We start from the raw sequence: 18,806 nt of genomic DNA, 5'->3' as shown, positions 1-18,806 counted from the left end.
TGTGGGCGGTAAATCGCAATGCGCGCTGCTGGCGCAACGTCGCGCGCTGAACAGGCGGCGTCATTCGATGGTCGGGAAGGTGGAAACCAGGTTTCCACGAGAAGGTGACGGACACCGCCAGCTGGTGAAATGAGGGGGTGAGTGGAAACCAGGTTTCCACGCATTTGCAGGAATGACGCTTCGGTGATCCTCATGGCCGCGCCCTGCCCTGTGACGCCCAAGCGCCCACCACGGACTGCTCAACCAGTTCCACGAAAGAATCGTACGCGTCGACGGCTCGCTTGTAGGTCTTGGCGGCGCCTTCGTATTTCTGCACGTCGTAGACGGTCGCAAACTCGGCAGCCTTGTTGCTCGTAACGCTGGTCTTCGGGATCTCGACTGGCAGCGTGTATTCGCCGTAGGTCGCCTGGATCCACTGGCGAACCGCCGGCATGGCCGGATCGGCCGCATCGACCCGGCTCAACAACACGTGGAGGAAGTCGAACGCCTTGCCCTCCCGATCCTTGCTCTGCCCATCCAGGTTGCCCCCCAGATCGGCAAGCAACGACCAGAACTGGGCCGAGGAAGCGAAATCCAGACCGGAGGGGGGTACCGGCACCACGATGCCGTTGGCGGCCCACAATGCATTGATCGTCACGTACGACAGCGAGGGCGGCGTGTCGATGACGATCACGTCGTACAGATCCCGCACCGACTCCAGGCCCTCGTTCAACACGTCCCAGAACTTGGCGCCCGGCTGCTGCATCTGCCGGGCGGGGAGGGCAAACTCCGCGGAGAACAGGAACGGCGCTGCCGCGACAAGGTCGATCCCGTCCCAGTAGGTGGAGCGGATCGCGTAGCGGATGTCGGTCTCGGAGCCATCGCACAGTGGCCCGATGGTCATGTCCTCGGTGACCTCTGCCTCCGGCAGCAGCCCATGAAGGGTTGTGAGCGAGCCTTGGGGATCCGTGTCGATCGCGAGCACGCGATGGCCCCGCAGGCTCAGCCCTTGGGCCAGAATCATCGCCGTGGTGGTCTTGGCCACACCGCCCTTGAAGTTGCCCACGGCGATCGTGATGGCTTTACGGCCGACCGGGCGCATCTTGTCGCCGCGGTAGGTTCGCGTCCAACGACGAAGCTCGTCCAGGCCGAATGTCCGCTTCCCGCCCGACGGCGTCAGCCGCCCGGGCGGCAGGTCATCCTTCGTGATCCGGTAGGCGACGTGCGCTTTGTCGACGCCGCACAGTGCAGCGAGTTGGGCTGTCGAATAGATCGGCGGGATCTTGCGGGCTTCCGGCGCAAGCAGCATCCCGCGGATCTGCTCTACCATGGAGCCGGCCCGCGTCGCGAGCGCAGCGATTTTCTGCATGTTGATGGTCTGGGGCGGCGGCATCTGCGCTTCGGTGGAAACCAGGTTTCCACTGGCCGGGGGAACGACAACTGACATTTTCTATTGCCTTATTCGACGGAATTCGCCCATTCTATGAGAATCCGTCGAATGAACAAGTTTCGCCGACAGCTAGCACTTTGCTGGGCGAAGTATTGTGAGGGTCGTTGGGGAACCCCGTTGCAGCGTTCGTCCAACCCAGGCTCAGAAGCTCCAAAACGCCTTCGGACTCTTTGGAATCACCGCTGCAGGCGGCTTAAGTCCGGCTTCTTCCGCCATCCCGGGCAAAAGGGCAGGGCGGTAGCCCATATCCACTCACATTGGAACCCACCTGCGCTCACAAGAGGTGCGCCAGTTCCCCATCCCAGCACACACCCATTCCCAACCAATCTCACATTCCATCCCAATCGAACTCACACATCGGCTGCTAAGTTCTTGTCGCAGCAAAGAAAAGCCTAGGCTCAATTCTTCAATCTTCCCAAGTGTTTAACTGTAAAGAACCAAGGCACTGTGCTCGCCTCTCTGTGAATTGACTGATTCACAATGCGAAGGCATGATGTGAATCCACTTCATTGCTGCAGCGCATATGGCCGACGAGGCAGACTCACAATCGCGATCCGGGCCTCGGCAGCACCCCACCGCAGAAGAGCAGAGCGTTGCCAAGGCGAACGAAGCCATTGCCATCCGGCCCAAACGGGGGCGATTGACACTGCTCTCGAGACGCATCTACAACGCCTTGCTGTACCACTCCCAGCGCCAGGGCGTGGACGAACCGGTCTACCGGCTCGCGCTCAGCGAACTGATCGGAGACGCGCGCTTCAACTCCAACAACACCGAACTGCTGAAGTCCCATCTGCGTGACATGCAGGCGACCACCATCGAATGGTCGACCAGCAGCAGTTCCCTCAAGCGCTGGGTCTCCTCCCAGCTGCTGGGCACCGTGACGATCGAAGAGCAGGGCAGGGGGAGACCCTGCATGGTGACTTGGCGCTATCCCGACGAGATCAAGGAGCGCCTGGTCAAGCCGCACCAGTACACCCGTGTGCTGCTGGAGATGAGCAGCCAGATGCGCAGCTACTCGGCGGCAGTGCTGTACGAGATCGGGGCCCGGTATCTCACGTCACCGGGCCGCCTCTCGATGCGCGAGGATGTGATCTGGTGGGCGGCGGTCCTGACCGGCCGCAGCGACATCAAGGAGGTGGACTACCGTTTCCTCAAGCGTGATGTGATCAGCAAGGCCTTGGCCGAGATCGACGCACTGTGCGACGACTTCGGACTCGAACTGATCGAGCACAAACGTGGCCGCAAGATCGAGGAGATCCAGTTCAGGGTGGTGCCAAAGGTGCAGCAGCGCCTGGGTGACATCAACGCCCCCAACCGGAACGTCTTTGACCTGGCCCTCGTAGGACGCTTGATCGCGCTCGGGATCAAGCAGGATGAAGCGCAGGATCTGTATGCGACGACGGACGAAGGTCAGCTCCGCGCCACGCTGGAGCATGTCGATCAGCGGTTGCGCAACGCTTCGATGCCGACGCTCAAGTCGCCCGCGGCCTACTTCAAGGATGCATTGAAGAAGGGCTACGCCGGGGTCACGGCGCTGATCCCCCCGACCGTGGGAGCAACACCGCAGGCGTCATCTCCCGCGCCGGCTCTGTCGGAAGCGGATCGGCTGCGGCGCATCCGTGAGCTTTGGGAAAACGACCGCATGGGGCAGGCCCGCGCCGTGTTCGCCGAGATGTTGGAGGCGGCCCAGACCGAGGTGCGCTCGCGTTTCGAGGCCGAGCGGCTTGAGCAGGTTGCGGCGCCCATCGCGCGCGCCTGGCGGCGCGACGGGCCGTCTAGCCGGATCGCCGCGACGACGTTCTTCAAATGGCTCGCGCAGGAAACCTGGCCGGAGGAGCCAACAGATCGGGTGCTGCTGGATTTCGCGCTCCAGCGTGGCGTCGTAGGAATTTAAAGACTGAAGAGCGATGTGTTTGCTCACTTTATGAGAGGTTTCAACGCCCCCATGAGGAGGCCAGTCGGTGGAAATTCGCATGCATCCCGAAAGGCGGTCAGGCCAAGAAAGGTCAATAAAATCAATGGCTTGCTTTCACATCTGGAAACTGGCGCTTCGCAGGGCAGGTCTGCGACCATAGACGTGGTCTTATCACATCTGAATCCGTCAACTCGACAAAACCTCAATAAAATCAACAGGTTACTTATACATGGCGACAAAGTACTGGGTCACTGACGCCTTGCGCTGCCTGGACGAAACCCTGTCGCCGTTGCCGCACGAGCTCAACGAGCTCGACTGGAAGACACAGCTCTCGCTGCACAAGGATCGGCTGGCCGAGCACCTCATGGCGTTCGGCAATCACACCAACGGTGGCACGCTGGTTTTTGGCATCAACGACGACGGACTGCCAGTCGGTGTCGATGCCGACACGGTGGCGCAGGTCACCAACACCCTGGCCAATCTCGGGCGCGACGCCATGGAGCCGCCGCTGGCCATCGACCACGCGGTCGTGACGTACCAGGGCGTGGCCGTGCTGTTGGTTCATGTGCCGGAGCAGCCAACGAAACCGGTGCATCGGCGCGGCAAGTCGATTGAGGAATCCTGGATTCGTTCAGGGGGCACGACGCGCAAGGCCTCGCGTCAGGACGTCGGGGGCATGCTCATGAACAGCTCGGCGCCGCGCTGGCAAGAGTTGCGCGCGTCGCCGTTGATCGACCTTGCCGAGGTACAGCGTCTGATTGATCTCGAGTCGATTACCACTCTCCTGCAGCGCCCGCTGCCCGGTGACGCGGAAAACCTCTCCCATTGGCTGGTGGCCGAAGGGATCACGGTTGTGGACAGCCGTGGCCACTACATCACGAACTTCGGCGCGGTCGCAGCGGCGAGGAACCTGGGCGACTTTCCCGATCTCGAGCGCAAGCGGATCCGCGTCATACGGTACCGTGGAACCAACAAGGTCGACACGATCGACGAACTCCCAGGACGCCGCGGCTATGCGGTCGGCTTCGAGGGGCTCATGGGGCATCTCAAAAGGGTTCTGCCGCACTCGGATGTCATCCAGCAGTCGCTGCGCACCGAGGTTTCCATGTACCCGGAGCTGGCGCTGCGCGAACTGATCGCCAACGCGCTGATCCACCAGGACTTCACCGTGACCGGGGCAGGGCCCATGATCGAAATCTACGACGACCGTATCGAGGTGACCAACCCCGGCAGGCTGTTGCCTGGCAAGTAGCCCGACCGGCTCATCGGGACGACGCCGAATCGCGCAACGAAAAGCTGGCCTCCTCGTTCCGTCGCTACCGGATCTGCGAAGAGCGAGGTACCGGCTTCCAGAAAATCGTCCGAGCCATCGAATTGTTCGGCCTGCCGCCGCTCGTGCTGGCGCCTCAAGAGAACGCTTTTCGGATCACGATCGGCGCGCCGCGCAAGTTCACGGACATGTCGATACCGGAGCGCATTGAGGCCTGCTATCAACACGCGGCGCTGCAGTACCTCTCAAGCCAGACGTTGACGAACACGACCTTGCGTGAACGATTCAAGCTGAGTGAAAGACACCGCAACCAGATCACCAATCTGATCAGCGATGCCATCGGGGCAGGGCGTATCAAGCGCAAGGATGTTGGGGGTGGGAAGAAGTTTGCCGAGTACGTTCCCTACTGGGGTTGAGGCACCGGGGCACCCGAAGCGTAGGAGGGTGCGATGCAACAGCGCCTTCCAGATTCCGCTAGTCCCAGTCGTTGGTGAGCAATAGCTGGATCCAGACTGCGGTAGCAAAGCCTGCAGATTGCGCCAATTTAATACGTCAGAATCGCCTTATGCCAAATATTGCAACCGTTCTTAAAGCCGAGATCTCGCGCGTCGCCCGCAAGGAAGTGCGCACGGAGGTCGAAACTCTCAAGAAAGCCAGCGCGCAGCACCGCAGCGCTATCGCAACCCTGCGTCGCCAGGTCGAGTCCTTGCAAAAGGAACTCAGGCGCGTTGACAAGCGCGCGGCGACGCCAGTCCCTGCGACCGGGGACACCGGGGCCGATGAGGAAGGCCCGCGCCGCCGCTTCAGCGCGGCGCGCCTGGCCGCGCATCGCAGCAAGCTGGGCTGGTCGGCCGCGATGTACGGCAAGCTGGTGGGCATTGGCGGACAAACCATCTACAACTGGGAGCAGGGCAAGTCCAGGCCCAATGCCTCGCAGGTTCAGCAGTTGGCCGTTGTCAAGGAAATGAGCCGCGACGACTTGCTGAAACGACTCGAAGCCAGTCCGACGGACTGAGCGAATCGGCCCGCAGTTGCCAATCCTTTCTAGCTGCGGCAGATGTTGTCGGTTGTCTCTCAGCGCTTGATCAATCTCGTGTGCTTGGCGCTGAACCTGCGGCGCATGAGCACCTTGATGGTCAGATGAGTCCCGTAATTTGGGGGGCCACGAGTTCCGCTCGCCTCTGGCAGGCCAAATGGACCCTCTCCTGGTGGTTCAAAACAGCCAAGGCGATGCGCCAACGCTCGCGCGTCGTGCGCAAACTCAACTTTGGGTTCACGTCTGCGCAGAAAAACTTCTGCCGCGCGGCCTCCTAGGTTCATTTGATCGACCAGTATGGATGGCGATCTCACGTTGGCGCGGCCGACGTGGAGGGCCGCGGTTCCATTGGAGCCCCGGCGTCTCAGGGCGCCGGGCGGGCGGCCGCGCTCAGGCGCGGTGCAGTTTCATGCTGAAGCGGAACTTGTCAGCTGGATAGAGGTTGACCGACAACTCCGCCACCTTGCCTGATGTCGTCTTGTAGCTGCGCGTCACCTCGACGACGCTCGAATCCGATTCGACCCTCAGGCCTTCGGCGAGTGCTGCCGGCACGGCGCGCACGCGCAGCGTCTGCTCCACCTCGACCAACCGTTCACCGTACATGTCTTCTATGAGCCGCCAGATGGGCCCACGCTGACGGTTCATCATGCGTTCGACGCCAGCGAATTCGGCGGCGACGTAGACCTCGGTCCAGCAGATCGGGGGCGTGGCAGGCTCGTCGTCCAGGCGAAAGCCCTGCAGTCGCAGCCAGCGCTTCTTTGTCGGCAGCTCGAGCGCCTCGGCGGCCACGTCCTCGCTGGTGACGACACTGGTGCGCTCGACCACGTAGCGGCTGGCGGCCGCGTAGGCAATCAGCTCGTCGATGGATGCGACGCGGTGCACGTTGAAGGGCGTGCTCGGTTGCGGCGGCATCACCGTCGTGCCGGAGCCCTGGCGTGAAGCGACCAAGCCGTCGGTGCGCAGTTGACGCAAGGCCTCGCGCACCGTGTGCCGGCTGACCGAAAAGCGTTCTGCCAACTCGCCCTCCGTGGGCAACTGCGAACCGACGGGGAAGGCGCCCCGCATGATGTCCGCGCGCAGCGACTGCACGACTTGTCGGTACAAGGGCTCCCCGGCAGCCGGAGAAAGCACCGGCAGGACGCGCGCTCGCGTGCGCGATGGCATCGCTCTTGAGGCAGGGGCCTGGACCTTCTTTGCAGTTTTGGGCATGCGAACAATTCTGCATCACTTGCAGTTGTCCGTATCTGCTGCCCGAGACAGGCGCCCCGGACTTAAGGCGCCGACTCAGTCCTCGATGCCGTGCCCACGCTTAGGCACGAGCACGGTCCGCTCGAAGCTCAGGACCTCGGTGCCGTCGGCTTTCATTCCCACTGTCCTGACGGTCACGATTCCTTGAGTGGGTCGGCTGGCCGATTCGCGTTTGGTGAGCACGCAGGATTCCGCATACAGCGTGTCGCCGCAGAACACCGGGCTCACCAGCTTGATGTCGTTCCAGCCCAGGTTGCCGATCGCCTTCTGGCTCACGTCGCTCACGCTCATGCCGACCACGATGGACAGGGTCAGGCAGCTGTTCACGAGCGCCTGGCCGAACTCCGACTTGGCGGCATAGGCGTTGTCGAAATGCAGCGGATGCGTATTCATCGTCATCAGCGTGAACGCGATGTTGTCGTTCTCGGTGACCGTGCGACCGGGGCGATGCTCGTAAATGTGGCCGATCTCGAAATCCTCGAAGTAGCGTCCGAAGCTCTCCCGGAAGCGGCCGGGGGAGATCTCGACGACGGTGCGGGTCATGGTTTGGATTCTTTCAGAAGCGAGTGGTGTTGATCGAGACGCGGCGCTGCCAGGCTGGGTACGGACGGCTCGTGGAGAAAGCGGATGGGACTGGCGATGTGCGGACGGCCTTCAGCGTCTTGCAGCACCATGCCCCGGGCGACGACCTGCGGGTCCTGGAGGGCTTGGGGCAGGGTGTTGATGGCGCCGAAGCACACGTCGAGCGCGCCGAGTCGCTCCTCCCACTCTGCACGCGTGGCCTGCAGAAAGGTGTGCGCCAGGAAGTCCATCACCGGCTGCTGATGCGCGCCTGGCCCCCGCAGGCACAGCGGGGCAAGGTCCGCGCGGTCGAGCGCGCCGAGCAGCGCGTGGATGAACTTCGGCTCCTGGCCCGCCAGGGCGATGCGCCCGCCGTCGCGCGTGCGGTAGATCCGGTAGAACGCGCTGCCGCCGGTGGTGCGCTCGAGTTTCGGATCCGGCTGGCGGCCCTCGGCAAAGGTCGGGCCGGTCACGTTTCGCAGCGCACCGACCATGCAGTCCAGCATCGAGATGTCGATGCAGTCGCCCCGGTTCGTCGTCTGGCGCCGCAGCAGGGCCATCAGCACGCCGTTGAGGCCCTGCAGACCGCTCAACAGGTCGGCCACCGGTATGCCGGGTATGGCGGGACTGCCGTCGTCGCCGAGGCTGAGGCTCAAGGTGCCGCTGAGGGCTTCCACGGCGAGGTCGTGCGCCGGTCGGTCGCGGTACGGGCCGTCCTGGCCGAACGCGCTGATCGAGCAGTACACGATGCCCGGATTGCGCGCCGACACGGCGGCGTAGTCCACGCCGAGGCGCTTGGCCACGCCGGGACGAAACGACTCGACGAAGACATCGGCCGTGGCGGCCATATCGAGCAGGGCCGACCTGTCCGAGTCGTTCTTCAGGTCGAGCACGACGCTCTTCTTGCCACGGTTGAGGTTGCGGAAGAACACCGTGTGCGGCCCGTCGGCGACGCCGATGTGCCGTCCTGGATCGCCTTCGCCCGGTTGCTCGATCTTGACGACCTCGGCACCATGATCGGCCATGGCGAGGGTGAGGTAGGGGCCCGGCAGGAAGTTGGAAAGATCGAGGACGCGGATACCCGTGAGCTTCATGGCGCGCTTGCCTCGACCGTCACGGCCGACAGGATTTCCTCCGTATCGGCGCCCAGCGCGGAGCAGGCCCGCAAGGTGGGGCGCTGCCCGTTGAATTTGAGTGGGTTTGCGAGCACCTGGAGGCGGTGTTTGGCCGGATGCTCCACTTCTGCCAGCATGCCGCTTTCGCGGAAGAAGTCGCTCTCCAGCGCCTCGGCCAGGCCGCGCACGGGGGCGACCGGAAGCACGCCCTCGAGCTTGGCCAGCCAGTGGCGGGTCGGCTGGCCGGCGAACTCCGCGTCCAGCAGCGTGCTCAGTTGCGCGCGGTTCGTGTGGCGTGCGTCGGCGGTCTCGAATTCGGGCAGCGCGCGCAGGTCCTCGCGCCCGATCCCGGTCAGCAGCGCCTCCCAGAACTTCTGGGTCATGCACATGATGAAAATCCAGCCGTCGGCCGTGGGAAAGGTCTGCACAGGCGAGACCGATTGATGTCCACTGCGCTCCTGCCGCTGCGACACGTGCCCTTCGTTGAGATACCAGGTGGCCGCATAGCCCAACTGGTGCAGGGTGACGTCGAACAGGCAGGTGTCGACGTCGCAGCCTTCGCCGGTTTCGCGTGCACGCAGCAAGGCGGCCAGAAGGCCGATGATCGACGTGATCCCCGTCATGTGGTCGACGATGGAGGGCGCGCCGATGCGCGCGGGCGGCGTGTCCGGCTCGCCCGTCAGGTGCATGAGCCCGCTCTCGGCCTGCATGAGGTAGTCGTAGCCCGGCCATGCTGCGCGGCTCGTGTCGCGGCCGTAGGCCGAGATATGGACGCAGACGAGCGCCGGGTTCAGATCCGACAGCGCGGCATGGTCCAGCCGCAGCTTCGCGGGCTGGTCGCCGCGCAGGTTGTTCAGCACGACGTCGGCGTCGCGCGCCAAAGCCTCGAAAGCTGCGCGGCCTTCGGTCGACTTGAGGTCCAGTGCGACGCTGCGCTTGTTGAGGTTCCAGCCCTGGAAATACTGGCTGTCGTCCGGCCCAAGCAGATGGGGTCCGGTGCGGCGCGACGGGTCGCCGTTGCTCGCGGGGTTCTCAACCTTGATGACATCTGCGCCAAGGTTCGCGAGGAACATGGTGCCGTAGGGGCCGGCACCGAACTGCTCGACCGCCAGAACCCGGACGCCCTGCAGCGGAAGGTGTGCCGGCCGCGGTGCGCCACGGGCCGGCGTCGCGTCGTGCGGCGCGCTCATTCGGCCGGGTTCCGCTTGATCCACTGCTTCGCGATGATGATGCGTTGCATCTCGTTGGTGCCCTCGCCGATGCAGGTGAGGGGTGCGTCGCGGTAGAACCGTTCGATGTCGTATTCCTTTGAATAGCCGTAGGCGCCATGGATGCGCATCGACTCGGTGCTGTTTTCCAGCGCGGCTTCCGACGCGAAGTACTTCGCCATGCCGGCCTCCATGTCGCAGCGCTCGCCGCGGTCGAAGATGGCGGCCGCATCCAGCGTCAGCAACCGCGCGGCGCGTGCGCGGGTGGCCATCTCGCCGAGCTTCAGCGCAATGGCCTGGTGTTCCGCGATCGGCTTGCCGAAGGTGTGGCGTACCTGCGCGTACTGCGTCGCGAGGCGCAGCGCGCCTTCTGCGAGGCCCACGCCGCGCGAGGCGACGTTGATGCGCCCGAGCTCGAGGCTGCCGGTGGCCTGGTAGAAGCCCTGTCCTTCCTCGCCGCCGATCAGGTGGTCGGCGCTCAGCACGTAGTTGTCGGCGATCAGTTCGCCGGAATCGATCGCCTTGTAGCCCAGCTTCTCCAGCTTGCGACCGCTCGTGAAGCCCTTGCCCTTGGGTGCGATGAAAAGGCTCATGCCCTTGTGGCGAGGTTGTGCCTCGGGGTCGGTCTTCACAAGCAAAGCGAAACAGCTGCCTTCCACCGCGTTGGTGATCCATGTCTTGGTGCCGTTGATGACATAGCGGTCGCCCTCGCGGCGGGCTGTCATGCGAATGCCCTGCAGGTCGGTGCCCGCGTCGGGCTCGGTCAGCGCGAGGCCGCCACGCACCTCGCCCGAGGCGAGTTTGGGCAGCCATTCGTCCCGCTGGGCGGCGGTTCCGAACTTCTCAATCGCCAGCGCGAGCATGAGGTGCGAATTGAAGATGCCGGTGAGCGACATCCAGACCGAAGAGATGCGCATCACGATCTTGGCGTACGTGCTCGCCGGCAGCCCCAGGCCGCCGAATGCGGTGCTGACGGTGGCGCCGAACAGGCCCAATGTTTTCATCTCTTCCACGATCCGGGCCGGATAGCGGTCGGCGTGATCGAACTCGCGCACCACTTCCGGCTTGAGCGAGCGTTCGATCCAGCGGTCGATGGCGGCGATGAATTCGGCTTCGTCTTCGGCCGGGATGGTGCGGTGGTCTTGCGTTGCTTTCATTCAAAGTCCCGTAGATGTACGGACAACTATAAAGACTGAACAATGGACTTGTCAATACGCAGTGTTGTTCATTTCCAAGCTCATTGACGGTCACGGTACGAAGGAACGACCGATGTGAGCTTTAGGTGTTAACCCGAATCTCGTCAGTACGCTTGATCTGCTAAATTTGATTGTCCGTACAACTAAAGCAATGCAGCCGTGAGCTGTGTTGCACCACTCGAAAGGAGTTCGTCCGTGACAACACTTGCAGATGCGCCTTCCAGGGCGTCGGAACTCATCTTCTCGATGCGCAACCTACCCCTGCTCGAGGGCGGGGCGACGATGGGCCTGCTCGGCCTGGCGCCGATGCTCTGGGCGCACTCGAAGGTCTATTCGAGCGGCGGCGAGAACGCGCTCCACAGCCATGACATCGAGGACCACGTGTTCCTGGTGCTTCAGGGCGAGGCAAGCTTCTTCTTCGGCGATGGCAGCACGTCGTCGGTGCGTGCCTTCGAAGGCGTGATGGTGCCGCGCGGCACCCAGTACCGCTTTCACGCGGATGAGGCGGGCGGCAACCTGGTCATGTTCAGGGTCGGTGGAGGGCCGGTCAAGGATTCCACCGACCTCGATCCGCGGTTCTCGATCCCGCGGGAGGCGTTGAAGAGCCGCAGGGATCCCGGCGGGCAATACGCAGCTGGCGACGCCAAGGTGAACGGCGTCGCCGCACAACCGACGATGTTCAAGGCAGGAGCCTTCTTCGCTCCCGACTGAGACCCGCACACAACTGGAGACAAGACAATGAACCGTCGCACCTTCTTGCAGGCAACGGGGCTCGCCCTCGTCGCATCTTCGGCCGGACCGAGCTTCGCGCAAGTTTTTCCTTCGCGCCCGATCACGCTCGTCGTCCCGTATGCCGCCGGCGGCAACGCCGATCTCACAGCGCGCCTCTTCGCGGATGCGCTGTCCAAGACGATCGGGCAGTCGGTCGTGGTGGACAACAAGGCCGGCGGCGGTGGCGCCATCGGGGCGACGCACGTGGTCGGCTCGCGCGCCGACGGTCACACGCTGCTGTTTTCTGCGCCCAGCGTCTTCTCTGTCACGCCGCACCTGGTGAAGGTGGGCTATACCTTGGCGAACGTCAGGCCCGTGTGTCTCGTGAGCAAGACGCCGCTGGTGCTGGTAGTGAAGAAGGGCAGCCGGTTCAAGTCGCTCGCCGATGTAGTTCAGCTCGCCAAGGGGAGTCCGGGCGCGGTGTCGATGGGTTACAGCGGTCTCGGAACGCCGAACCACCTGGCCATGCTGGACCTCGAAATGGTTGCCGGCCTGAGCTTTAACGGCATCGCCTACAAGGGCTCCGGCCCGATGCTCCAGGACATGCTCGCCGGCCAGATCGAAGTCGCCGCGGATCAGGTCTCGACCTCCAGGCCGTACATCGAATCCGGTGATCTGATCCCGCTGGCGGTGTTCGGCACACCGCTCGAACAGCTTCCGGGCGTACCATCCGTCTCCACCCTGGGCAAGGAGCCGTTCGACGTCACCACCTACCTCGGCATCGCGGCGCCCAGCGGCGCTTCTGACGCGGTGGTGGCGACGCTCCAGGGCGCGGCCGGTGCGGCCGTCGAAGAGGCGCGCTTCAAGGCGGGAATGCTGAAGGTTGGCTCGTCTGTCTTCTGGGGGACGGCCCAGGCCTACGAACGCTCGATGCGCGCGGAGAACGACTTCATGCAGAAGATGGTGGCGGACGGGCGCATCAAGGCAGGGTAGTCGGTGGGGGGCGCGTTTCGCATGACTTCATCGCATGGGCGAGACCGGTTCGAGGTCGATCCCGCGGCGAATGCCTTTCCGCATCCGCCGAGCCGCTACCGCCTCCCCGAAGGCGCCGTCGACACGCATGCGCATGTGATAGGCCGCGCGTACATCGACGAGCGCAGCTACACGCCGCGGCCCGCACCGGAAAGTGCCTACCTGCGGATGCTCGATGCGACCGGGATGGCTCATGGCGTTCTCGTGCAGGTCAGCGTGCACGGCACTGACAACAGCCTGATGCTGCGAACGCTGCGGGCGCATCCCGAGCGCCTGCGCGGTATCGCCGTCATCCGCCCGAACCTGCCGGACGCCGAACTGCATCGCCTCCAGGAGGGCGGTGTCGTCGGGCTGCGGCTGAACACGACCACGGGGGGCGGCGTGGGCATTGCCGACCTCGGCCGCTACGAGGCCCTGTGCGCCGAGCTCGGCTGGCACCTGCAGTTCCTCGTCGAGCCCGGCCAATTGATGTCCCTGGCCGCGAAAGTCGCCGGGCTGCGTGTGCCGGCGGTCTTCGATCACATGGGCTATGTGCATGCGGGCCCGGGCATGGAGGAGGGCGCGCGCACCTTGCTGCAGATGGTGTGCGACGGCGCATGGGTCAAGCTCTCGGGAGGCTTCAGGTTGTCGCGCGCGGGTCCGCCCTACGCAGACACGGTTGCCTTCGCGCAGGCGCTGGCCGACGCCGCGCCTGGCCGCTGCGTCTGGGGCTCGGATTGGCCGCACGTCAGCTTCCGGGGGATCATGCCGAACACGGGCGATTTGCTGGACGTGCTGGCGGACTGGGTGCCTGACCCGCAGGCCCGCGAGGCGGTGCTGGTGCACAACCCGCAGCGCCTCTACGGGTTCAAAGACTGATGGCGCGGCGCTGAGCGTGCCGACGTCCGCCATTCATGTGACCGCGCGGGCGAGCACCGTCCGCGCCCGGTCGACCACCGGCTTGTCGATCAACTTGCCTTCGTAGGTCAGTGCACCTGCCGGCGTCGAGGCTGCCGCGGCCAGGACGCCCGTGGCCCACGCGATCATCTGTGCGTCGGGTGCGAAGGCTTGCTGGATCGGCGAGACCTGCGAGGGGTGAATGCAGAGCTTGCCGCCGAAGCCGAGTCGCCGTGCGCGCATCGCGTCCTGACTTGCCTGCGCCGCATCCTTGACCGCGAGCGTGACGCCGTCGATCGGCGCACCGATCTCCGCGAGCCGCGAGGCGAGCACCAGCTGTGAGCGTGCGAAGAGCAGCTCGTCGCCGTCGCCCTCGATCCCGAGGTCCTGCTGAAAGTCGACCGATCCGAAAGCGAGCCTCAGCACGCTGCGGCATTCGGACAGGCGCGTGGCATTGGCCAGCCCGCGCGCCGTCTCGATCAGGGGGATGAGGTGCATGGTGCCCTTTGCTGCAGCGGCGGCCGCAGCCAGCGCCTCGGGGCTTTCTGCCTTCGGGAGCATCACGCACGCGACGCCCGGGAGCGAGAGGAGGCGAAGGTCTTCCTGGAACCATGGCGTGTCGATGCCGTTGATGCGGATGCAGGCCTGGCGCGCAGCGTCGCCAAGCGCTTCAGCCGCGAGCGAACGTGCGATGGCCTTGTGGTCCGCCGCAACCGCGTCTTCGAGGTCGAGCACCACGATGTCCGCGCCGCTCGCCCACGCCTTGTCGAAACGCTCCGGCCGGTCGCCGGGAACGAAGAGATAGGTGATTGAAAGTGTATTGGTCAGCACGAATTGGCAAGATAAGTTGTACGGATAACAAAAGACAAACCTCAGCCAGAAACTATGGTTTCCCCCATGAAACAGCAAAGAGTGCTTGACCCATGCAGCTGTCGAAGCCTAACATAATTGTTCGTACAACATTTCATAAAGAGACTCGGAGCGGCCTGTGGCATCGGCAGGCTCCGGCAAGCGAATGAGACCCCATGCGCAAGCTTTTTCGTGCCTTCCTTCTGGGCCTTCTGGTGATCGCCGCGGGGCCGGCGCAGGCCGACATCTATCCGTCGAAGCCTATAAAGATCATCGTGGCCTTCGGTCCCGGCAGCGGCGGCGACATCCTCGCGCGGCTGATCGGCCAGTACCTTCAGGCCGAACTCAACACCCCGATCGTCATCGAGAACAAGGTCGGCGCGTTGGGCCAGATCGCCACGGTGGCGCTCGCCAGGGCGCCAGCCGATGGCTACACGCTGGGCATGGGGAGCCCGTCCACGCATTCGACGAGCACCTTCCTCACCAAGAACCTGCCGTACGACCCGGTCAAGGACTTCACCGCCGTCGGCGGCCTCAATACCTACACCTTCGTGCTGCTGGTGAATGCGAACTCGCCGGCGAAGACGCCCGCGGAGCTGGTCGCACACCTGCGCAAGAAAGGCCCGGCGTTCTACGGCTATGGCAACGCGTCCGGGCGGGTGGGCGCCGCGCATTTCAAGCGCCTGGCCCAGCTCGATGCCGCGGAGGTCTCGTACAAGAGCTCTCCCGATGCGGTGACCGACCTGGCGGCAGGGCGGGTCGACTTCCTGTTCACCGACTGGGGCTCCGCGCGCTCCTTCGTCGAAGGTGGGCGAGTGCGCGCCATCGGCGTGATGGCGGACGAGCGCTCGCCGGTGCTGCCTGAACTCGCTGCCGTGGGGGAGGCCTTTCCTGGCTTCAACTTTTCCAACTGGGGCGGTCTGCTCGCCCCGGCCGGCACGCCCCCCGATGTCGTGAACAAACTTAACACCGCGTTGACGAAGGTTCTTGCCAGTCCGGAGGTCAGGCAACGCATGGCTGCCATGGGCCTGGAGGTTCGGCCCAGCAGTCCGAAGGAACTTTCCGAGCTCGTGGCCACGCAGCAGCGCGCGTGGGGCGCCGCCGTGCAGGGCGCGGGCATCAAGCCAGAGTGATCCAGGAACGAGCGATCCGCGCCGATGGGGCGCGCGTTCGACAAGCAGCAACAACTTGCAGGAGAGACAGAGATATGTCCATGACCACAGACGCTGGCCACGCATTCGACAATCACATCGGTGGCCGCGCCATGCCAGCCCGCAGCAGCCGCCGCTTCGCGAGCATCAACCCGACAACGGGCGTCGAGTGGGGAAGCTTTGCCGACTCCGATGCAGACGACGTGAACGCGGCGGTGCAGGCCGCGCACGAGGCGTTGTCCGGTCCGTGGGGCAAGCTGTCCGCCACGCGCCGCGGCCGGCTGCTGATGGCCTGGGGCGAGAAGATCGCAGGCCGGGCGGAGGTAATCGCCCAGCTCGAGACGAGCCAGAACGGCAAGTTGCTCGCCGAGATGCGGGCCCAGGCCAACGTCGCCAAGGAGTGGCTCTACTACTTCGGAGGCCTGGCCGACAAGATCGAAGGCCGCGTCGTGCCGCTGGAGCGGCAGAGTGTCCTGAACTACACGCTGCGCGAGCCGCTGGGCGTGGTGGGCGTGATCGTGCCCTGGAACTCGCCGACCTTCCTCACCATCATGAGTTGCGCGCCGGCGTTGGCGGCCGGCAACACGCTGGTGCTGAAGCCGTCCGAGGTGACCTCGGCCTCGGCCTTCGAGCTGGCCCGCTTGGCCGAAGACGCCGGCATTCCACCAGGCGTGCTGAACGTGGTGACCGGTGCGCGCAGTGCCGGCGAAGCGCTGGTCGACCATCCGATGGTTGCCAAGATCTGCTTCACTGGCAGCGACGGCGCGGGCCGCGCGATCGCGTCGCGTGCCGGTGCGCGCCTGGCCAGCTGCACGCTGGAGCTCGGCGGCAAGAGCCCCAACATCGTGTTCGCCGATGCCTCGGTCGACAACGCCGTGGTCGGCCTGTTGTCGGGGATCTTCGCCGCGGCCGGCCAGACCTGCATCGCAGGGTCGCGCGCCTACGTGCACGAGAGCCTCTACGACCAGGTCGTGGAGCGCGTCGCGCAGCGCGCCAGGGCCATCAAGCTGGGTGACCCGTTGCTGGGCGACACGCAGATGGGCCCGGCGGCTACGTCGGTACAACTGCAGAAGAACGAGGCCATGGTGGCGAAGGCCGTGAATGCCGGTGCCGAGGTGCTCTACGGCGGGCGCCGTGCCAGCGTGTCCGGTCTGGAGAAGGGCTTCTTCTTCGAGCCCACCATCCTCCATCGGTTGAAGGCCGACAACCCGCTGATGCACGAAGAGGTGTTCGGCCCCGTGCTCGCGGTGACGCCCTTCCGCGACGACGACGAGGTGGTGGCGCTGGCCAACAACACCAAGTTCGGCCTCGCGGCGGGCGTGTGGACGCGCGATCTGCGCCGCGCACACACCATGGCCAAGCGGTTGCAGGCCGGCACGGTCTGGGTCAACACCTACCGCGCGATGGCCTTCAACTCGCCCTTCGGCGGCTACAAGGACAGCGGCATCGGCCGGGTCAACGGCATGGAAGCGGTCGACCAGTTTCTGCAGACGAAGAGCGTCTGGTGCGAGCTGAGCGACGAGATTCAGGACCCCTTCGTGTTGAAGGTCTGAACGGCATGACGACGTTGTACATCACGGTGGCGGAGGTCATTGCGCGGGCCTGCGTGCGGCACGGCGTGAAGAATGCTTTCGGCGTGCCCGGCGGCGGCAGCTCGCTCGACTTGATCGAGGCCTTGGCCCGCGAAGGCATCGCGTTCCGGCTGTGCCGGACCGAGACCGCTGCGGTGCTGATGGCCGCGGCCGATGCCGAGATCCGCAACGGCTTCGGCGTGGCGATCACGACGCAAGGGCCCGGTACCGCCAGCGGGATGAATGGCGTGGCCCATGCCTCGCTGGACCGCGCGCCGGTACTGTTCATCAGCGATGGTTGGACGACCCGCCAGCGGGCCTTCGACACGCACCAGGTCTTCGACCAGCGAGCCATGTCGGCACCGGTGGTGAAGGCGAGTTCCGGTCTGGAATCCGACGATCCCGCAACCGAGCTCGAAGCGCTGGTGACCGCGATGCTTTCGGCGCCGTGGGGTCCGGTGCACATCGAGCTGACCGGCGAGAACGCCCGCCGTCAGGTGGCCGCCACCGAAGTCCGGAACCGTTTCACCGACGAAGCGGCGTCCCGCGCATTGACGACCACCGTTGTCGGTGACGCACCCGCATTGCTCCGCACTGCGAAGCGACCGGTGCTGCTCGTGGGCCTCGAGGCGCGCGACGAAGGCGCGCCGGCGCAGGTCCTCGCGCTCGCGCAGCGGCTGCGTTGCCCGGTGCTCACCACCTACAAGGCCAAGGGAATCGTCAGCGACGAGGTCGAATGGGTGGTCGGCCATTTCACCGGCGGTGCGGCCGAGGGCGAATGCATTGCCGCCGCAGACCTGATCGTGCTGTGCGGGCTGGACCCGGTGGAACTCATCGGACGCCCCTGGCCGTACACCGCGCCCGTGATCGACATCGCGCTGGTGCGGCATCCGGTTCACTACGTCGAAGCGGCAGCCGGACGCTACGGACCCTTGGCTTCCGGCATCGAGTCGCTGCTCCCGATCTGTGGCGCGTCGGATTGGCCTGACGAGGAGATCGCGTCGTTCAAGCATGACATGAGCGCACGCCTGGACTACCCCGGCGGAGGCCCCGGGCTGACGTCGACCCAGGTCGTGGAAATTGCGCTGGCCGCCGCAGGGCCCACGGGTGCGTGCATCACCGTGGATGCCGGCGCGCACATGTTCTCGGCCATGGCCTTCTGGCGCGCGCGTTCGCCCGGCAGTGCGCTGATCTCGAACGGGCTCGCCACCATGGCTTTCGCGTTGCCTGCGGGCATCGCGCGTGCGCTGAACACGCCGGACGTTCCGACCATCGCCTTCACCGGCGACGGCGGTCTGATGATGTGCGCGGGCGAACTCGCGACCGCCGCCCAGTACGGTGCGAGGCTCTGCGTGATCGTCTTCAATGACAGCGCGCTGTCGCTCATAGCGCTCAAGCAGCGCAACCGCAACATGGCCGAAGCCGGCGTCGCCTGGCCGAGTGCGGACTTTGCCAGCGTCGCGCGTGGCTTCGGCATGACCGCATTTACCGCGCGCACGGCCGAGGCGTACGAACAGGCCCTGGCATCCGCCCTTCAGACCGATGGGCCATGCCTCATCGACGTGCAGGTCGATCCCTCGGGCTACCGCGCCCAGGCCAAGGCGCTCCGGGGATAGGTCCCCCGGTTCGCGTCGAAGA

At 64.9% G+C, this 18,806-nt stretch carries 16 protein-coding genes and 1 pseudogene; 10 read left to right on the top strand and 7 right to left on the bottom strand.

Features of this window, described 5'->3' with window-relative positions:
- Positions 1-190: 190 nt before the first annotated feature.
- On the bottom strand, positions 191-1,426 hold the full coding sequence (locus ACSFA8_RS25995; protein ID WP_435482341.1) for an AAA family ATPase: 1,236 nt from the start codon (positions 1,424-1,426) through the stop codon (positions 191-193).
- A 526-nt stretch (positions 1,427-1,952) separates the two neighbouring features.
- Here ACSFA8_RS25995 and ACSFA8_RS25990 point away from each other — a divergent pair.
- From ACSFA8_RS25990 to ACSFA8_RS25975, 4 genes and pseudogenes are all read left to right on the top strand, one after another.
- Positions 1,953-3,323, top strand: a complete 1,371-nt coding sequence (locus ACSFA8_RS25990; RefSeq protein ID WP_435482340.1) for a RepB family plasmid replication initiator protein — start codon at positions 1,953-1,955, stop codon at positions 3,321-3,323.
- A 250-nt stretch (positions 3,324-3,573) separates the two neighbouring features.
- On the top strand, positions 3,574-4,596 hold the full coding sequence (locus ACSFA8_RS25985) for an AlbA family DNA-binding domain-containing protein (RefSeq protein ID WP_435482339.1): 1,023 nt from the start codon (positions 3,574-3,576) through the stop codon (positions 4,594-4,596).
- 29 nt (positions 4,597-4,625) lie between these two features.
- Positions 4,626-5,030: pseudogene (locus ACSFA8_RS25980) on the top strand (ATP-binding protein); the annotation flags it as partial.
- Positions 5,031-5,179: 149 nt separating this feature from the next.
- The gene (locus tag ACSFA8_RS25975; protein WP_435482338.1) at positions 5,180-5,629 is read left to right on the top strand and encodes a helix-turn-helix domain-containing protein; all 450 of its coding nucleotides are present in this window, start codon (positions 5,180-5,182) and stop codon (positions 5,627-5,629) included.
- Between the two features lie 411 nt (positions 5,630-6,040).
- On the opposite strand, the gene ACSFA8_RS25970 is transcribed toward ACSFA8_RS25975, so the two are convergent.
- From ACSFA8_RS25970 to ACSFA8_RS25950, 5 genes are all read right to left on the bottom strand, one after another.
- Entirely contained in the window at positions 6,041-6,754 is a 714-nt protein-coding gene (locus ACSFA8_RS25970; protein WP_435482337.1) for a GntR family transcriptional regulator, read from the bottom strand.
- A gap of 180 nt (positions 6,755-6,934) precedes the next feature.
- On the bottom strand, positions 6,935-7,450 hold the full coding sequence (locus ACSFA8_RS25965) for a MaoC family dehydratase (protein WP_435482355.1): 516 nt from the start codon (positions 7,448-7,450) through the stop codon (positions 6,935-6,937).
- Positions 7,438-8,553, bottom strand: coding sequence for a CaiB/BaiF CoA transferase family protein (locus ACSFA8_RS25960; RefSeq protein WP_435482336.1), 1,116 nt, complete (start codon positions 8,551-8,553; stop codon positions 7,438-7,440). Before ACSFA8_RS25960 ends, ACSFA8_RS25965 begins: the two co-directional genes overlap by 13 nt.
- The gene (locus ACSFA8_RS25955; protein WP_435482335.1) at positions 8,550-9,764 is read right to left on the bottom strand and encodes a CaiB/BaiF CoA transferase family protein; all 1,215 of its coding nucleotides are present in this window, start codon (positions 9,762-9,764) and stop codon (positions 8,550-8,552) included. Before ACSFA8_RS25955 ends, ACSFA8_RS25960 begins: the two co-directional genes overlap by 4 nt.
- A complete protein-coding gene (locus ACSFA8_RS25950) occupies positions 9,761-10,939 on the bottom strand; it encodes an acyl-CoA dehydrogenase family protein (protein WP_435482334.1) in 1,179 nt (392 codons plus the stop codon). Before ACSFA8_RS25950 ends, ACSFA8_RS25955 begins: the two co-directional genes overlap by 4 nt.
- A 234-nt stretch (positions 10,940-11,173) precedes the next feature.
- On the opposite strand from ACSFA8_RS25950, the gene ACSFA8_RS25945 reads away from it, so the two are divergent.
- From ACSFA8_RS25945 to ACSFA8_RS25935, 3 genes are read left to right on the top strand one after another with little or no spacing between them, the layout of a single operon-like run.
- Positions 11,174-11,689: a cupin domain-containing protein gene (locus tag ACSFA8_RS25945; RefSeq protein WP_435482333.1), complete on the top strand. Its 516-nt coding sequence runs from the start codon at positions 11,174-11,176 to the stop codon at positions 11,687-11,689.
- A 27-nt stretch (positions 11,690-11,716) separates the two neighbouring features.
- Positions 11,717-12,682: a Bug family tripartite tricarboxylate transporter substrate binding protein gene (locus tag ACSFA8_RS25940; RefSeq protein WP_435482332.1), complete on the top strand. Its 966-nt coding sequence runs from the start codon at positions 11,717-11,719 to the stop codon at positions 12,680-12,682.
- A gap of 21 nt (positions 12,683-12,703) precedes the next feature.
- Complete coding sequence (locus ACSFA8_RS25935; protein WP_435482331.1) at positions 12,704-13,579, top strand: amidohydrolase family protein; 876 nt, start codon at positions 12,704-12,706, stop codon at positions 13,577-13,579.
- 33 nt (positions 13,580-13,612) lie between these two features.
- Here ACSFA8_RS25935 and ACSFA8_RS25930 read toward each other — a convergent pair whose 3' ends face one another.
- Positions 13,613-14,506, bottom strand: a complete 894-nt coding sequence (locus ACSFA8_RS25930; protein ID WP_435482330.1) for an HpcH/HpaI aldolase/citrate lyase family protein — start codon at positions 14,504-14,506, stop codon at positions 13,613-13,615.
- A 116-nt stretch (positions 14,507-14,622) separates the two neighbouring features.
- On the opposite strand from ACSFA8_RS25930, the gene ACSFA8_RS25925 reads away from it, so the two are divergent.
- From ACSFA8_RS25925 to ACSFA8_RS25915, 3 genes are all read left to right on the top strand, one after another.
- Positions 14,623-15,579 carry a Bug family tripartite tricarboxylate transporter substrate binding protein gene (locus ACSFA8_RS25925; RefSeq protein WP_435482329.1) on the top strand — a complete coding sequence of 319 codons (957 nt, stop codon included), beginning with the start codon at positions 14,623-14,625 and terminating at the stop codon, positions 15,577-15,579.
- Positions 15,580-15,659: 80 nt separating this feature from the next.
- Complete coding sequence (locus tag ACSFA8_RS25920) at positions 15,660-17,150, top strand: aldehyde dehydrogenase (protein WP_435482328.1); 1,491 nt, start codon at positions 15,660-15,662, stop codon at positions 17,148-17,150.
- 5 nt (positions 17,151-17,155) lie between these two features.
- Positions 17,156-18,784: a thiamine pyrophosphate-binding protein gene (locus tag ACSFA8_RS25915; RefSeq protein ID WP_435482327.1), complete on the top strand. Its 1,629-nt coding sequence runs from the start codon at positions 17,156-17,158 to the stop codon at positions 18,782-18,784.
- Positions 18,785-18,806 lie beyond the last annotated feature (22 nt).

This window comes from Variovorax nitratireducens (genome assembly GCF_051216545.1).
GTDB lineage: Bacteria > Pseudomonadota > Gammaproteobacteria > Burkholderiales > Burkholderiaceae_C > Variovorax.
Note: the sequence above shows the minus strand (reverse complement) of the source record. Positions and strands in the feature narration are given on the sequence as shown.

What these genes read in the sequence shown, in the direction of transcription:
- ACSFA8_RS25990 (WP_435482340.1), top strand. Translation starts at nt 1,953, where the DNA reads ATGGCCGACGAGGCAGACTCACAATCGCGATCCGGGCCTCGGCAGCAC.
- ACSFA8_RS25955 (WP_435482335.1), bottom strand. Translation starts at nt 9,764, where the DNA reads ATGAGCGCGCCGCACGACGCGACGCCGGCCCGTGGCGCACCGCGGCCG.
- ACSFA8_RS25960 (WP_435482336.1), bottom strand. Translation starts at nt 8,553, where the DNA reads ATGAAGCTCACGGGTATCCGCGTCCTCGATCTTTCCAACTTCCTGCCG.
- ACSFA8_RS25950 (WP_435482334.1), bottom strand. Translation starts at nt 10,939, where the DNA reads ATGAAAGCAACGCAAGACCACCGCACCATCCCGGCCGAAGACGAAGCC.
- ACSFA8_RS25915 (WP_435482327.1), top strand. Translation starts at nt 17,156, where the DNA reads ATGACGACGTTGTACATCACGGTGGCGGAGGTCATTGCGCGGGCCTGC.
- ACSFA8_RS25920 (WP_435482328.1), top strand. Translation starts at nt 15,660, where the DNA reads ATGACCACAGACGCTGGCCACGCATTCGACAATCACATCGGTGGCCGC.
- ACSFA8_RS25940 (WP_435482332.1), top strand. Translation starts at nt 11,717, where the DNA reads ATGAACCGTCGCACCTTCTTGCAGGCAACGGGGCTCGCCCTCGTCGCA.
- ACSFA8_RS25975 (WP_435482338.1), top strand. Translation starts at nt 5,180, where the DNA reads ATGCCAAATATTGCAACCGTTCTTAAAGCCGAGATCTCGCGCGTCGCC.
- ACSFA8_RS25925 (WP_435482329.1), top strand. Translation starts at nt 14,623, where the DNA reads ATGCGCAAGCTTTTTCGTGCCTTCCTTCTGGGCCTTCTGGTGATCGCC.
- ACSFA8_RS25985 (WP_435482339.1), top strand. Translation starts at nt 3,574, where the DNA reads ATGGCGACAAAGTACTGGGTCACTGACGCCTTGCGCTGCCTGGACGAA.
- ACSFA8_RS25935 (WP_435482331.1), top strand. Translation starts at nt 12,704, where the DNA reads ATGACTTCATCGCATGGGCGAGACCGGTTCGAGGTCGATCCCGCGGCG.
- ACSFA8_RS25995 (WP_435482341.1), bottom strand. Translation starts at nt 1,426, where the DNA reads ATGTCAGTTGTCGTTCCCCCGGCCAGTGGAAACCTGGTTTCCACCGAA.